The 14,427-nt window shown below is 40.5% G+C and carries 24 protein-coding genes; 4 read left to right on the forward strand and 20 right to left on the reverse strand.

What is annotated here, in order from left to right; genetic code table 11:
* A partial coding sequence (ssb, locus tag VOR_RS17230) for a single-stranded DNA-binding protein (protein ID WP_010320045.1) occupies positions 1-475 on the forward strand: 475 nt, incomplete at its 5' end.
* Positions 476-758: 283 nt separating this feature from the next.
* On the opposite strand, the gene VOR_RS18940 is transcribed toward ssb, so the two are convergent.
* The 20 genes from VOR_RS18940 to VOR_RS0112645 form a co-directional block, all read right to left on the reverse strand.
* Positions 759-932 carry a hypothetical protein gene (locus VOR_RS18940; protein WP_167317609.1) on the reverse strand — a complete coding sequence of 58 codons (174 nt, stop codon included), beginning with the start codon at positions 930-932 and terminating at the stop codon, positions 759-761.
* A 274-nt stretch (positions 933-1,206) separates the two neighbouring features.
* Positions 1,207-1,590 carry a hypothetical protein gene (locus VOR_RS0112555; protein WP_010320046.1) on the reverse strand — a complete coding sequence of 128 codons (384 nt, stop codon included), beginning with the start codon at positions 1,588-1,590 and terminating at the stop codon, positions 1,207-1,209.
* Positions 1,591-1,671: 81 nt separating this feature from the next.
* Complete coding sequence (locus VOR_RS0112560) at positions 1,672-1,875, reverse strand: hypothetical protein (RefSeq protein ID WP_010320047.1); 204 nt, start codon at positions 1,873-1,875, stop codon at positions 1,672-1,674.
* A 9-nt stretch (positions 1,876-1,884) separates the two neighbouring features.
* The gene (locus VOR_RS0112565; protein ID WP_010320048.1) at positions 1,885-2,208 is read right to left on the reverse strand and encodes a hypothetical protein; all 324 of its coding nucleotides are present in this window, start codon (positions 2,206-2,208) and stop codon (positions 1,885-1,887) included.
* Positions 2,209-2,275: 67 nt separating this feature from the next.
* On the reverse strand, positions 2,276-2,980 hold the full coding sequence (locus VOR_RS0112570) for a ribonuclease T2 family protein (RefSeq protein WP_033197453.1): 705 nt from the start codon (positions 2,978-2,980) through the stop codon (positions 2,276-2,278).
* A gap of 62 nt (positions 2,981-3,042) precedes the next feature.
* Positions 3,043-3,270 (reverse strand): hypothetical protein, encoded by a 228-nt coding sequence (locus tag VOR_RS0112575; protein WP_010320050.1) that lies wholly within the window; start codon positions 3,268-3,270, stop codon positions 3,043-3,045.
* 5 nt (positions 3,271-3,275) lie between these two features.
* The gene (locus tag VOR_RS0112580; RefSeq protein ID WP_010320051.1) at positions 3,276-3,566 is read right to left on the reverse strand and encodes a hypothetical protein; all 291 of its coding nucleotides are present in this window, start codon (positions 3,564-3,566) and stop codon (positions 3,276-3,278) included.
* A gap of 10 nt (positions 3,567-3,576) precedes the next feature.
* A complete protein-coding gene (locus VOR_RS0112585) occupies positions 3,577-3,945 on the reverse strand; it encodes a helix-turn-helix domain-containing protein (RefSeq protein WP_010320052.1) in 369 nt (122 codons plus the stop codon).
* An 11-nt stretch (positions 3,946-3,956) separates the two neighbouring features.
* Positions 3,957-4,256: a type II toxin-antitoxin system HigB family toxin gene (locus VOR_RS0112590; protein WP_010320053.1), complete on the reverse strand. Its 300-nt coding sequence runs from the start codon at positions 4,254-4,256 to the stop codon at positions 3,957-3,959.
* 94 nt (positions 4,257-4,350) lie between these two features.
* Positions 4,351-4,980: a tyrosine-type recombinase/integrase gene (locus VOR_RS0112595; RefSeq protein WP_029627168.1), complete on the reverse strand. Its 630-nt coding sequence runs from the start codon at positions 4,978-4,980 to the stop codon at positions 4,351-4,353.
* A 694-nt stretch (positions 4,981-5,674) separates the two neighbouring features.
* Complete coding sequence (locus tag VOR_RS18765; protein ID WP_155815366.1) at positions 5,675-5,848, reverse strand: hypothetical protein; 174 nt, start codon at positions 5,846-5,848, stop codon at positions 5,675-5,677.
* A 2-nt stretch (positions 5,849-5,850) separates the two neighbouring features.
* Positions 5,851-6,555 (reverse strand): hypothetical protein, encoded by a 705-nt coding sequence (locus tag VOR_RS0112605; RefSeq protein WP_010320055.1) that lies wholly within the window; start codon positions 6,553-6,555, stop codon positions 5,851-5,853.
* Positions 6,548-6,706, reverse strand: coding sequence for a hypothetical protein (locus VOR_RS18770; protein WP_155815367.1), 159 nt, complete (start codon positions 6,704-6,706; stop codon positions 6,548-6,550). Before VOR_RS18770 ends, VOR_RS0112605 begins: the two co-directional genes overlap by 8 nt.
* A 74-nt stretch (positions 6,707-6,780) precedes the next feature.
* Positions 6,781-7,371 carry a hypothetical protein gene (locus VOR_RS0112615; RefSeq protein ID WP_010320056.1) on the reverse strand — a complete coding sequence of 197 codons (591 nt, stop codon included), beginning with the start codon at positions 7,369-7,371 and terminating at the stop codon, positions 6,781-6,783.
* A 9-nt stretch (positions 7,372-7,380) separates the two neighbouring features.
* Positions 7,381-7,749 carry a hypothetical protein gene (locus VOR_RS0112620; protein WP_010320057.1) on the reverse strand — a complete coding sequence of 123 codons (369 nt, stop codon included), beginning with the start codon at positions 7,747-7,749 and terminating at the stop codon, positions 7,381-7,383.
* Between the two features lie 75 nt (positions 7,750-7,824).
* Positions 7,825-8,331, reverse strand: a complete 507-nt coding sequence (locus tag VOR_RS0112625) for a J domain-containing protein (protein WP_286118420.1) — start codon at positions 8,329-8,331, stop codon at positions 7,825-7,827.
* Between the two features lie 1,031 nt (positions 8,332-9,362).
* The gene (locus VOR_RS17235) at positions 9,363-10,394 is read right to left on the reverse strand and encodes a hypothetical protein (RefSeq protein WP_010320059.1); all 1,032 of its coding nucleotides are present in this window, start codon (positions 10,392-10,394) and stop codon (positions 9,363-9,365) included.
* Positions 10,395-10,742: 348 nt separating this feature from the next.
* On the reverse strand, positions 10,743-11,159 hold the full coding sequence (locus VOR_RS0112635; protein ID WP_010320060.1) for a hypothetical protein: 417 nt from the start codon (positions 11,157-11,159) through the stop codon (positions 10,743-10,745).
* The gene (locus VOR_RS18120) at positions 11,156-12,511 is read right to left on the reverse strand and encodes a ParB/RepB/Spo0J family partition protein (protein ID WP_010320061.1); all 1,356 of its coding nucleotides are present in this window, start codon (positions 12,509-12,511) and stop codon (positions 11,156-11,158) included. The genes VOR_RS0112635 and VOR_RS18120 overlap by 4 nt, the downstream gene beginning before the upstream one ends.
* A 4-nt stretch (positions 12,512-12,515) precedes the next feature.
* Entirely contained in the window at positions 12,516-13,238 is a 723-nt protein-coding gene (locus tag VOR_RS0112645; protein ID WP_010320062.1) for a nucleotide-binding protein, read from the reverse strand.
* Between the two features lie 142 nt (positions 13,239-13,380).
* On the opposite strand from VOR_RS0112645, the gene VOR_RS0112650 reads away from it, so the two are divergent.
* From VOR_RS0112650 to VOR_RS0112660, 3 genes are read left to right on the forward strand one after another with little or no spacing between them, the layout of a single operon-like run.
* Positions 13,381-13,701: a hypothetical protein gene (locus VOR_RS0112650; RefSeq protein WP_155815368.1), complete on the forward strand. Its 321-nt coding sequence runs from the start codon at positions 13,381-13,383 to the stop codon at positions 13,699-13,701.
* Between the two features lie 25 nt (positions 13,702-13,726).
* Positions 13,727-14,020, forward strand: coding sequence for a TrbC/VirB2 family protein (locus VOR_RS0112655; RefSeq protein WP_010320064.1), 294 nt, complete (start codon positions 13,727-13,729; stop codon positions 14,018-14,020).
* Between the two features lie 4 nt (positions 14,021-14,024).
* Positions 14,025-14,324: a VirB3 family type IV secretion system protein gene (locus tag VOR_RS0112660; RefSeq protein ID WP_010320065.1), complete on the forward strand. Its 300-nt coding sequence runs from the start codon at positions 14,025-14,027 to the stop codon at positions 14,322-14,324.
* The last annotated feature ends 103 nt before the right edge of the window (positions 14,325-14,427 follow it).

A 14,427-nucleotide genomic window follows, 5' to 3' on the forward strand; every position in this document is an offset into this window, starting at 1 on the left:
GGTCGGGAATCTAGGGAATGATCCCGAAGTTCGCTATATGCCAAGCGGCGGTGCCGTTGCAAATATTACTATTGCAACATCAGATTCATGGCGTGATAAAGCAACGGGCGAACAACGCGAAAAAACCGAATGGCACCGTGTGGCTCTGTTTGGCAAATTAGCTGAAGTTGCTGGCGAATACTTGCGCAAAGGTTCACAAGTGTACATTGAAGGTCAACTACACACGCGAAAATGGCAAGATCAAAGCGGTCAAGACCGTTATACCACTGAAGTTGTAGTGCAAGGCTTTAATGGTAAAATGCAAATGTTAGGTGGGCGTGTTAAAAATGAACCTCAAAATCCGCAAGGCAGCGATTCCGCGCAAGGTGGAGCGCTACCCACTCAATACAATGAACCACCTATGGATTTTGATGATGACATTCCGTTCCGCGATTTTTTCGCTAGGGGATCTAGAACATCTTATGCTTGTTCATAATACTAACTGAAACTAAAAGGCCGCATCACTGCGGCCTTTTTTATAACTTATTGAGTTAAAACATCACTACAGTATTTGGGCACTAAAAACGTTTTTCCTTTGTGAATTTCTTCAACCTGACAAATCGGTTCATTTGTCAACTTTGCCCACCCCCATGCTAATAGTATTGAAATACAAATTGCTGATACTGGCTCTATTCTTAGTTTCATTTAATTTTATTCCTCATTCATTTTTAATGTAGAAAAGGCGATTAGTTGGTAGCTGCAACCCTTTCTATGGCTGGTTATTTGGTTTTTTCTCTTTGAATTTTTCCAGTTGCAAGAATTTCACATGCTTCTTTGTAATTTTTTGCGGCTTTTATACAAGCAACAGCAGCACGACTATAAGAAGGTAATATTTGATGCTGAATAACATCTAAGCACTCTCTGTTTAATTGCTCTAGTGATTTTTTTTCCATTGGTTTCCTCATTCATTTTTGTTTTAATGCGCTAACTGACAGTTTGAACTCATTCGTTCTGTCAGCGGCCAAGGCGATTAGTTGGTAGCTGCCGCCTTGGTCTTTCCGCTATCTTTCATCTTGTATCTCCACACATTGTCACATACTCCGTTTCCCAGCTATCACCCGTCCAAACAACAAGGCTCTCATCACAAGGACAATCCTCATACGTTTCAATCTTGGTAAACTCACTTGGTAGGATGAAATCTACTTTGCTGCTCATTGTCTTTTCCCTCTACTCGCGGTCTAGCAGCTTAACTTTCTTAGCTCGGATCAGGTCTTGAATGCCACCCTCGTATTCTTCATCGCTCATACGATCAATTTCGCGGCGGTCATTCACATTGAAAAACTCACTTCGACCTGATTTTTCCGCCATGTAATCAATCAAGAGAGGTACGATTTGACGATCTGTTTTGTTGGTCAAATCGAGAGAGCAAATATCAGCAAAGATTTCAATTAACGTTTCTTTCAGTGGATTGTCTAAATATCCCCACATATGAGAAACCGAACTGCCCTCGTCTGAAACGTTGCCAGTTAATAACTGGTAAACATAAGTTTCACTAGAGCTGCCACCGCCATTGATTAAGCCTTTCAAAATTAGGTGTTGGTAATGTTCCATTGTTAATAATTCCTATATGTTGTGTCTGTACCAGCTGCGACCGATACTAGATATTGTGGTTTGGTAAGAGGACTATTTTCCCTATTTTTTAAATTTGAAGCGTGGGCGATGATTCTTTATTGACTCATAAACCTCAACGCAGTCATGGCAGTTTGGAGTTTCGTCCGTTGGTTCTTTACTGCCAGCATCAGTGATTCCGCAAAGCGTGTTTGGGGCGCTAAAACCTAATCCAGAAATATGTATTTCATCGTCAAAATCAGGAATGCGTACAGCCTCAACAAACATACATTTTCCCTACTTGTCTCGATTGTCGAAATAATTTCCTGCGTCACAAGCGACTTGTTCAGCTTGTAACCCGTTGTCATGCTCAATAACCGTTACATGGCAAAGCTTGTCCACTATGACCACTTCGACCACTTTCTTACCATCTACATCTCGAATATCTTTGACGTAACTAAGTGCCATAACCGCGACTTGTTGGCCAAACTGAGCAACATTGAACTTTTGTTCTACTGTCTTGATTTCAGCATCAGGAATTATATAAGTATCTTTGCCTTCATCAGCTACCGCGCTCGATGCCGACATTACTAAAAGCATTGATATAAATAGCTTTTTCATAAACCTATTTTCCCCTTAAATAACAAAAATGTGATTATGGCTTGCTTTGGTATCGCTCATAAGCGCATCAATTTAACCATCGGAGATGAGTATTTTGAGTGCATTTATCTCCGATTTGAGTGCTAACCTTGTTAAGGGGGATTCCTGATTTATCAAAAAAGAAATTAACTTCGAACAAGTAACTTCTTCCATCCACATATATACATCTCAATGAGACGTTTTTAGGCAAAACCTTATATATTTCCTCTGTATTAACTAAAGAATTCTTATGTTCCATTATGAGCGCTTCAAGTTTTTTATAACTCTTTGCTAATTTAGAAATATAATCACTAGCTTGCTCAAAATATTCTTTTTGACTTAACCCTGAGCATGTGCCGTGCTTTCTCCACTCATGAGACCATAGTGTTATACTTTTAGGATAAATGTCCTGCATGACCTTGTCTCTTGAAAGAAACGATATCGTATCATCTGAAATCTCGCAGTCTTTCGTCGACGAACAGCCCTTTGAGTTAAAGCAATTGGAAGGGTGATAATTTAATATATTGTCCTTATCATCGACTGAATTGTAGTATGGCCAAATTCCATGTAACTTAATTTCGTTGTTACAATTGTTTTTATCTTTGGATATAAATTCACAATATGTTGGCATCCAAGTCATTGCTATGACATTCATGTCATACACACCGCTAGGTGCATTCTCAACAGAAACTTCAAAATCATCTATCGCATAACTAAATGTTGCAAACAAAAATAACAAGGATAGTAACACCATTTTCTTCACGTTAAGCACCTCAAAATACATTTACATTAATTGACCGCGTGGTTTAGGCTTGTTTACCCCTGCTTTTCCAGTTCGTCAGCAATATCGCGAAGCACCTCGATCCATTTTTCTTTAGCTCCACCCTTGAACGTCATATTTTCGAAAGACTGCGTAAGTGAAAAAGTGGATAACGGAACTTCTGGTGATAAGGAAATATTCACTATTCCTGCGGCAACGTCATCAATAATAAGTGATGGTTTGATAGGCCATGACAAACCTTTCGGATCTGTTTCATACTGCATTTCAGTTACCCCTCGTCACTCGGTTCCGAGTATTTGTTATCTTTGTCAATGACTACTCCCATCTTTATAAGCGATTCGAAAGCATCTAGCACATCATGGAACTCAATTGAAACTTCGCCGTTTTCAGAGAAAGAAACTGATTTTACTACGCTCTTTTCTTGTGCTGATAGGCACTTGAATTCGTCTACATTACGATTTTGAACTGATCTCAAAATGTTAAGTCGATCTAACCTTACTAGATTTAAAAGTCCTTCTTCAGTGGTTGGGAATGGTGTTTTAAATTCAAAATTTTCCATTATTTTTTCCTTACTTAGCTAATTGATACTCTTTAACAAGGCTATCCAATGGGATTCTTAATCCATCGTGTAGCTTGCGAATCATCGAGATAGATAAACGTCTTTGACGATTAAGTATTTCTGTCACACGACTACGTTGACCAAGGAAAGGCACAAGGTCTTTATCTTCTAAGCCTTGTTGTTCCATACGGAACTTGATTGCTTCAATTGGATCAGGCGGTGCTATCGGATAATTAGCCTCTTCGAACGCTTCAATTAGAGTGGCAAGTACTTCTAACTCATCCCCCTCTGGCGTGTTTGGTTCTGCATCCCAAAGCTGCTCGATACGCGCTAAAGCTGCGCGGTTATCATCTGCTGTTTTGATTGGTTTAACTTGCATATCTGCCTCTTTTAAACGGTTTTTGCATCAACTTTGTCATAGTCAGCATGTGTGCCAATAAAGCGAATATATACCATCGAAAATTTGTAATTAATCGCGGTGATCAGTCGGTACTTGTTACCGTGAATGTTGAACACAACGCGATTGTTGCCAACGAAAGACGCATTTCGGTACAGTGCCTTTATATCCTGTGGCGTTTGCCAGTTAGCGTGCTTGGCTTCGTCATACCATGCGGTTAGCGGTTGTTCAGAATCAGCGTAATTAGGCTGCTCCCAAAAATCTCGTAAAGTTGCTCTTGATAAAATTCGCATACATCCTCTTCTTTATATTTCCCATTATGGGAAATGAGCGATAAATAGTCAATATTTATTTTCCCAAAAAGGGAAACCAATTACAAATCAATATCTAAAAAGCCATATCAGCAATAGCTAACATACTTATAGTATCCGTTTCGATCAGTCTCAGCGTGGTTTCTAGTGTCTTATTTCCGAGCATAAGATGGATGGTTGGAGTATCGACACCTTGCCGCCTTAAACGCACAGCGAACGTTCTGCGCCCAGAAAGAATGCTAGGCTGCTCAATGCCAGAGTCAGCCAATAATCGCTTAATGTGGTTATTGAGAGCGTTACAGTGATAAGTAGTATTACCTCTATCTGTGGTTCGTCGCTTTATTTTGAAGTTGTCGCCATTTTTTCTTTTAAAGAATGGTTCGTCAGGATCAAAGCCTTGATATTGGTCAGGGTTATCACCGTCCTTCTTACGCTTCTCGATGTAGGTTTTTACTAGATTCTGTAGTTTGACGTTAGATAGGTAGAAATCTCGCGCAACATCTCCTTTCACAGAGAAGCATCTTGTTAGCTCTCCGCTCTTCTTAACAATGTCGCGTACTTGAATGCGGCACAGTTCGAGTGTTGTCATTCCGCTACCTAAAAAGAAACCTATCAGGCAAGCATTAAGCTCAGGTTCTTGGGTCTGCGTAATGACCTTAAAGAGCCAAGCTTTGTCTTTGTCCTCAATGATCATTGGTAATGCCATGTGTGTAAATCTCACTATTAGTGTAGATAAACACACACGGTAACAGTGGCAAGTCGATAAATCAGTGATCTATGTATTGGTGCGATTGGCTTTGGGGGAAAACGTCCAACCCGACTTTTACACAACTACACAATCGCTCTCTAGATAATCCCTAGGGGGTCTAGAGAACTCATGTGCATTTGTGCAAAAGTCTAAGAGTCAATTATTCTGCCCGTCTTTCATTTCAGATCACAAAACAGGGTTTGGCCACGCGAACCGGTTGTTATTTTCTGCTGACTTTTCCGCGCTCGATGCGCTTTTCACAGAACAATCTAAAAACAAAAATTCGGACAGTCAGATCAAGGCGCTCGATGACTAAAAAATGTGGTCAAAGCGCAGCGCTCCGACGAGTCGGATTGTCCACACTTTTTAGGCGGTGAGTGTCTAGCGGGTAGGCGAAGCCGTAGGGCAGCATTGCGCCCTGAAAATTGCAGAACTGCAATTTATGAGGGTTTGAGTCGTTTTTTACAGTGAAATAATAATGGAGTAGTTTGACTGATTTTTTATGAAATTTCTGTAATAAACTTTCAGTGCGTAAATTGAGGATTTGAGAGAAGAAAAAAGCGACTTATGCCGAGTTGATGCGTAAAAGCAAATTAACTGGCGATAAGTCGCGGTGAACTTGTTGATTTAACAATATGTATCTAATACGCACCTATTTTTGACGATTAACAAATGGTTTTAGTGCAGCATAAAAGCTAAATAAAAAGAAAACGCCCCCACTTCCAACCATTACAAAACTAATTAAGTGATCAATTTTTATACCGTATAGCATTAAAATTAGAGAAGCGGCGGCGATCATAAACATGTTCAGTTGATTTTTTGTCATAATTATTCTTCCTCATAACTTTCTAAATCTTGCTTAGGTAGCCCCTGTCCTTCCGCTTTTTTTAGCTCTGGAGTTGCTTCCAAATATCGAAGCGCAAGATCTTTAAGCTCGTTTTGATGTTTGGCGTGTAGCGCGTTCTTATCGTTTATGTATTGGTTTATAACTTCACTCAGTAACACCCGATTTTCTTTTTCATTCGGTGTTAGTCCAAATACTTCATGCGGTTTATAGCCGCAATACATCAATATTGCGCTAAAAGTAAGAAAGCTCACTTTTTCGCGCTTAATGTCTGCGCCTAACTGCTCTGGTGAGCACCGTAAGCGTGTAGCCAGTTCTTTTAGTGTCCATCCCAACACATTTTTTTTACCTACGAGTGATTTTAAAAAATCAGCCGGAGGACACACGTAATTTTTAGCGTTCATCAAATATTGTGGCGGGATCTTATTTCTTAAATTCTGCCAATCACTATTAACAAATTGATCTTCTTTAATCGACCACAAAGCAATTGAACCTAAATATGGAATGGTTGATTTTGCGTTTGGCTCGGTGTCGGCTTTGCTTCTCCAACGTCTTAACGTTCTATCAGTAACCCCAACGATAGTATGGACAGCTTTAAAATCCTCAAGGCCGTATTTCTCCGCAATCTCGATTAGAACTTTTTCCACATCTGAGACAGTAGGAAAAAGCCACGGCGTTGTTTTAGTCATATTTATGATCTCTTAATTCCATTAAAAACAGGGCGAATTGTACTTTGTTTTGAGTACCAACGCGCACCCCTAACGCAAGTCCTTGCTTGCATGGGATTGCGTTTGATTTGTTTTGAGCACGATATTTGTTAAACTCGCTGATAGTAATCATGATTTTCACCTCTAGTTGATTGTGGTTACTCTCCCCTTTTCAGCTTTAGACGGTCGGAAAGGGGAGCCTTAATCTTATGACGATTTCACAACTTGCATGATTTTGATCACTTGTTCTGCTGTCAGTTCGTCAATACTTAAACGAAAACAATCCCCTTTACTTGACCACTTTTTGAGTTCTGCAATACGGCCACCTTTATCATTTTCAATTCTGTAGGCTTCACAGTAACGGTGGTCATGATAAGGATTTAAACGTAAAACTTTTTTCAATGATTCAACCACAAAAGTATTTAATTCTTTTTCTCTCTGCTTTTGTCCTTCTTTTTCTATCAGGGCTTGCCAAGCCAGATAAGCCGCGCCAGTTTGAGAAAGTAAGCGGGTTTTTAAATCAGCCACAATCGCGCTTTGTGATTTATCTAGACTGCATCCAATGACGCAAAACCGCTGTAAATTTTTATGTGCGGGGTGAGGGTATTTAAGTGACCATTGCGGCAAATTTTCACCATAAGAATGACAAACGTTGATGATAAGCCCTGATCCGTTGCTTAAATAATGCCCTCGATTATCTGGCTTGCTGGTCATGATTTCGTTATATCGCCAACCATCGCCCAATAAACGCGCTAATGTTTTGAGTTTTTCAGGGGTAATACTTTGACTGTTTTTCATATCATCGCCTTACATTTTTAGCGGTAAATTATTAAGCAATAACTTGTAAAAATTATAATTTTTAACTTTACTAGGGCGATCAATAGGGTAGGGATAATCAAGATAATGGCTTACCTTATTTGCAAGCTCTGACGCTCTGGCCGCAGATAGGTTGCGCTTATTCATGGCGGTTTCAATTACCCACGCGCCACAATAAGCGGGATCATATTTATCAAAGCCTTTTGGTTTTAGCGTTTCAATTTGAAAAGCTTGGTTAATCTCTTTTAACACTTGGCTGTAATGGTGAAAATTGTCTTGATCACTGTTCATTGCAAACAAAACCGTATTGTATGCAAGACGGTACGCGCTCATTGTGGTTTTATAATCACGTTTGTTCATTTTTCTTTTCCTTTCGGCTTATTGCCCTTTCGAGCGTTTTAATTGAGCAAGGGCAAGCCCTTGCTCATAGTTCGCTTAAGCTGCAAGTTGTCTTTGAGCTGTGCGTGTTGGTTTTTCGCTACCGTGTACGCCTCGGATAGTGTCCATATCCCAACCACCACGGCCACCGCGAGATTTATAATCAGATGGGCGGTAGTACCACATTTTCTTTTTATTCGCCCACAAACAACCAAGGCCATTTTTACCTAATGTTTCTTTATGTGCTTTTGTGTTTCCACCAATCCAAACCCAATTACCGCACACCTCGATTTCTAGTCCATCAAGCGCAAATAATTGATTTAGAATTGTGTTCAGTTCTTCACCGTAGTTATTAGCCGTAAAACCTTCTTGTGGGCTTACGGTGTCGCCTTGCTGCTTTAGAAACGCATAAGCGGCATTGATAGCGATCATCATTTGAGCGCCCGCAGGGTTCCGGTCAGGGTGAAATTGAATAGAGGCGGCTTTGTAAGCCTTTTTGATTTCTGCTTGTGTTGCTGTAGCGGTGATGTTGAGAAGGTTTAGCGCGTCATTGATATTCATCATTTTTTTCCTTTCGGGTTGTTGCCCTTTCGGGCGTAAAGTAAGTTAAGAAAATGTCCTTAACCATGTGATTATTATCGTTTATATAGCGCCAAAAGCAAAGCATTTGTCCTCTCAATTTTAAAATAAAAAAAATAAAATGACCGATTCACGCAAAGCTGCCTATAAGCGCCATATTGCGACGAAATCAATTACTAGACCACTTGATAAGGGACAACTGACAAACGACCAATTAACGTGTAATTACGCTCGTTTTACGCCATAAACAAACCCAGTCAATGAATAGTGTTGATTGCTTTTCATATTGTTGAGCTTTTTTGCTGTGCAAAAAGGCGATGCAATGCCAGAACGACTCAGTTTATTGAGCCTGTAACGCTCATAGACTCGATGATACAAAAATAGAAGAAACCACTCCCCTAAACCTCCCAACGATTGGCTATGGCGATAAGGTAACGTTTAAACGTCATATTTGAAGAAATCCCGACCGCTTCCATGCTAGAACATCCCTCGCAGAGCCTTTCCGCAAAAAAGGGGCGATTTGCTACTGCAACCCATTAGAGTTTGACGACACGAAGAAACCAATGCCCTGTAAATAGGAATAGCGAGGCACGAGCGTATGAGTATTTATAGGGAGGTAACTCTAGGCAAGCTTGCGCCGCCTTCTTTTCTACATAAGTAAATATATTTATATATTTCTAGCTAAGTAGTTATTTACTTTGGTAAATCACTCTAAGTAAATCCCGACTCACTCCCTTTGTTTATTTCATAGTTCCAAATTAGAAAGATACACACAGGGTTACGCACAGATGTGGTGGATAAGGTTAAATCGTGCATTGTAGCGTTAGCCGAACGAAGAGAGGGAACTGCTTGCAGTGCGTTAGTCCCTCAGGTTTGCACCAAGATCCGCAATTTATTGTCGGTCCTGGTGCAAACCTGAGGGATGAGCGATAGCGAAACACGGAAAGGAGCGTAAACGCCCAAACCAAGAAACCGCAATTAAGCGGCATGTGATGTTTATAAAAATCTAGCGTTATCTAGTGGTACATGGGTTCTAGCTCACCGTCATTAGGTGGCAAGTTAGCCCCCTGCGGGAACCTAGATTGAAAAAGCCGACTTAGGTAGTCTTTACGCTTGCGAGTAAAAAAGCTGTCTGAGAATGGCGTATAGGTGACGTAAATAAGGGATAGTTTATTTTTTATTCTTTTCGCTATTGATAAGGCTTTCGATTGTTGCATGTGCTCAGAATTGATTAGTGCCTCAAACACAGCAAAAAACGCATTGGTGAAACACTTGTAAGCAGGTTCAGAATAAACACGAGGCACTGCTTGGATCTCTTCATCTGTTGCCCCGTTATCTCTTAGTTCTTGCTTAATTATGCTGGCTTCGGTATTGCTGACATAACAAGCTGTGACTTCAAAAAAACCTGCAAGTTTAAGCATCTTAATGCAGTCGGAGTATTTTGTTTTAGAAATGCTCTCATTCCATAGCTGCTGATAACGGCCTCTTATCGCGTAGTGTTGCATTCCTCGCATCTTTTCAAAGCCATGCTCATCGAGTGATTTTTCTTCATATTGATTAGCGTAGCGGCCAATATAGCCCGTTTCTATGCTGGTTGCTGTAAAGAGTGTTGTCACTACTTTAAATAGCGTTACGCGCTGTTTAAATTGCAAGCCCTTTAATATTGACTTGCAGTGATGCAGCTTTGATAACTTCCCTTGGTGACAGCGTAACGGGTTATCAATAAAATCAGCAAATGCGAGAAGAATAGAACGCTGGTAGCCAGTGATCCACTTCAACGCTTGGCCGTTCTTCTTATTGCGGATTGGTGTGCCAAATCGTTCAATGTATTGATCTATCAATTCCACTTGAATTGTTTCTGAAGGGGTTAATTTCTTATTGCCCTTGGCAAGTTTGTTGTAAGCATTACTGTAGCTTTTTGGCAACTCGCCATGCGTAAGCACTTTGACGTGTAACTTGCACAGTTGAGAGTCTAGGGATTCTTCGCGGGATTCGTGGTGTTGCAGTTCTAATTCGCGGGTTCTGGGGTGTTTTCTTTTCACTGACATTTAATTTTATCTCGTTATTTGAGATAAAAAACGCCCACTGGTTTGATTATAAGATCTTACTTCGCTATAATCGTCAGCGAAACATTATTTTATCTCGGTAATGTTTCCATCCAAAGAGGGCGGCTACCCTGCTTTGGAATCCTTTCAAGAAAAACGGTTAACTATCTGGTTAGCCGTTTTTTTTGACCTAACTAATGTACTTTATTCACAATTCTTTGTAAAACAAAGATCTCGAAAGATCATTATTATATTGATCTAAACCACAACACCAAAAACATATTTACAATATTTATAATTAAGTATTGAATATTGTGAAAAAACGTGGTATTAGTCCCATAAACACACACATCAACATTCATTATCAATGATAATCCGCTTTACAACGGCTTGCGGGAACGCTAGACCATATGATTGTCGATACATGTCTAATGTTTTTTCAATACCGTTTTTGCTTAGCGTTTCCGTATTTAAGTACAAGACACTCATCACATCCACATAATCAACAGGCTGCCAGCCATGACGAACTGCCAAGCAAAAAGAGGAAAGCCTCACCCACTTAGGGATCACGCTGTCTGTTATCCAGTGAAACACCGCCGCATTATCTAGGTTTTTAGTTGGCTCAATCCATTGTTGACTAAGCGCTATCGCCTTAATATCTTTTGCAAGCACAGGGGAAACGCCTGTTTCCCCGCGCTTATAGAAGCTGTGTTGCCATAGATACTTAAGAAAGACTTGGCCTTTTAAGTATTGTTTTTTTATTTTCATTCAGCCTCTAATAACTCTTTAAGCTCTGCTTTGGTTAATCTAATAGGCATTGTATATGCCATATCTGGTTGTACTAATACATAACCGTCGAACACCTCATAACTTCCCATGTTGAAAAACTCTGTAGATTGCAGTTCTGCAACTTTTTCGGGCGTTTCGATGTTTTGTTCTTGTTCAGTGTTTGATTCGTTTTTCTTAACGAATCCCCCGATCAGCGCTCGTAATGTTCTAATGTTTAGCACTGTTTTTATCGGCTCTCTATTCTCCAAATCATCGGCGCTAAATGATGCTGAAAAATCCTTAACAAACCAACTCAGTAAATCTTTAAGCTTGTAACCCTTCGCTTCAAATTCGGCAGTGACGGTTTCTAGTTTTTCGGCGGCTTCGTCTTTTTGTGCTTCAGAAATTTCAAAAGCGATATCGCATTGAAAAAGCACATCAAAAAGCGCTTTTTCGTAATAATTGCGATAGTCGTAAAAGCCGTAGTCTTGTTCAGGTTCCTCTTTATCACTTGATGTTTCGCGCTCTGAATTACCACCACTCATACTGTTTAGCGGGTCGTTAAGCTGATCACTTTCACGACTTTCAGTTTGGAAGAAATCATGCTGTTCTTCGGCCTCTTCAGAAGTGATCGCTTTAAAGTCATTTAGCGCTTGCAAGAGTTCTTTTTCCGAAATCGCCCCACTCACTACGCTTTCGATGTAATTCATTAACTCTTCTTCACTGATAATTTCAGCGATACGAGTCAAGCTATCGAGCACATTAATGTTTTGCGTTATTCCGTTTTTAGAAAGCTCTTGAATGGCTTTAGGTGCTTTTATTAGCTTTAACAGACGAGAAATGAAGGTTGTTTGCTTGCCTAATTTCTGAGCAATTTGATTTTGTTTTAGCTTGGGGTCATGCTTTTCCATTAAGTCTTTAATGGCGTTCGCTTCATCAAAGCGGGTCATTGATTTACGGCTCAAGTTTTCCGTTAATTGAGCGAAGCTTAATTGATAGGGTGTAAATTCTTTCGTATCGACTAGCGCGGGGATGGTCGCGTAACCTAGTTGATTATGAGACAACCAGCGGCCTTCACCATAAACGATCATGTACTCACCGAGTTTTTCAGGGTGTGGGCGTACTTTAATAGGCGTGTGGCATCCTTCCGTTTCTGCAATGGTTTGTTTTAACTCTGCCAATTCATCAGGCAACCACTCTTTGCGGGGTTGGTTTGGGTCTGGGTGAATCTTGGCGGTTTCAAGCATAAATAACTCTGCGCTCATTTCTGCTGATAGCTGTCCTTGAGACGATTTTTCTTTCTTAGCCACGGCTTTTTTACCAGCCTCTAGTGCTCCGTTTAACATACCCATGTGATTAACCCTCTAACTCTGTCATACGTTTAATAATGTCTTTTTTTAGCTGGCGCATATCGAGCGCAGCGTTGGAATTTGGCGCAAATTCATTCACGGATTTAAACTCCGCTTCTGCGTGTTTGAACTCTGAATAACGTCTTACCAATACTTTTGATAACGGAATATCAAAAGCATCAGACAGCGCATTTTGTGCTTCTCTTGTGAGCTTTTCATTTTTCACTGCTTTATTGAGAAAAATCATTGCGCCACGTTTACCAAAAGACGCATCGACATAGGTTTGAATTGACGAAATAAAACGAACAGACTTGCGAACGTCAACAGGAGAGGGGTCGAGGGGGATCAAAATAAAGTCAGATTGAGCAAGGCATTTTTTATTGATTTCTTCTTGTAAGTTTTCTCGGCTATCGCTGTGCATGTCAGCGTTCACCCCTGCGGTGTCAATCACTATCAAATCATAAGCATTACGATAGACGTTCAACATTTTAGGAAAGGCTGCATCATAGCCACTCATGATAGTGAGGTTGTTGATCTCACGCGCTTGCCAGTCGCTAGTCGTCCCGTCTTTTTCAGCGTCAACTAACAGCACGTTATTGCCTTCATTAGCAAAATCGACCGCTAGATTAACAGCAGTCATGCTTTTGCCTACGCCGCCTTTAGACGAGGCGACGACAACGATTTTTGACGTAGGAAAAAGAGAGGAGAGAAGCAGAGGTGAATTACTCATGTAAGTATTCCTTAAAGGTTATGTGACTGAATCCCGCCACTCGGTAACACCTAATATAAGCGTGTTTTTGTGACATTGCAACCGTTAAAACATTTAAAATATTTAAAATTAGTAGTATAATTGGCAAACAAACCAAGGAGGAATGATGGACACAATTAGCGAACTTCACTTTGTTAAGTTGCCCAACAAATACCGCAATGACCATTTTCAGAATTGGCTTTCTATTGCAGTGTTTCGGCTTTTAATGGTGCTTGATTCTAAGCCCGTTCATAGCGCAATTGAAGAATTAAAAAAAAGCGGATTGGTCAGCACACGAGTGCGTTTAAGCCGTGAATGTGAAAGCCAATTTTATCAACTCTCAGCTAAGCATGATTTAACCAAGCTCGATACGTTTCTTTTTGTATGTCACCACATTGAAACACATCCAGCTATTTACTTTGAAAAAACCAAAACTGTAGCGTAACGCTCTCTTAAAAAGGAAATCAACAATGAAATCACTGAAAAACCAATGGCTAAAAATTTGTGTAATGGGTTCTATCGCTTTATCTAGCAGTTCTATCGCTTCCGATGCGTCTGAAATTTTCGATCCTATCAATGAAAAAACAAAAGACTTTGGCGATCAGCTAACGCTATGGGCTTCCGCTATCTGTTTGGTCTGCATTGTTGGGGTTGGCTTACTGGCGATGTTCGGCAAATTTCCGAAAAAATGGGCAGTGAATGTGGCGGTGGGGTCAACCATCATTTTGCTAGGCGCAAACATTGCTAACTTCTTGCTGAACTAACACCATGAAACAATCCACTGTATATCATGCCATGACACTCCCCGCTTTAATTGGTGGCGTACCTCGCGATTATTTAGCCTTTGCTTTTGCGGTGTCGCTTTTAATTGGTGGTCTTGGGGGCATGATTATTTTTAAAAATGGGTTAGCGGCCTTGTTAGGGGCTGCGCATTTTGCACTGATTTTTTGGGTGATTGGCTATTTCATGACGAAACGCGATCCTGAATTCTTCGGGGTTTGGATACGCAATTGCTTTCAAATCGGCCAAACGGTCGCGCTTGATGGCAAACGTTCTTATGAGCCTTAACACTCCGTAAATTTCAGTTCTGCAACTTTAGTGACTGGCACTGATACCAAGTGAGCATAGCGAACCTGGTATCAGTGATCAGTTACAACTAACACGATAGGGA

Source organism: Vibrio ordalii ATCC 33509, assembly GCA_000257205.1.
Lineage (GTDB): Bacteria > Pseudomonadota > Gammaproteobacteria > Enterobacterales > Vibrionaceae > Vibrio > Vibrio ordalii.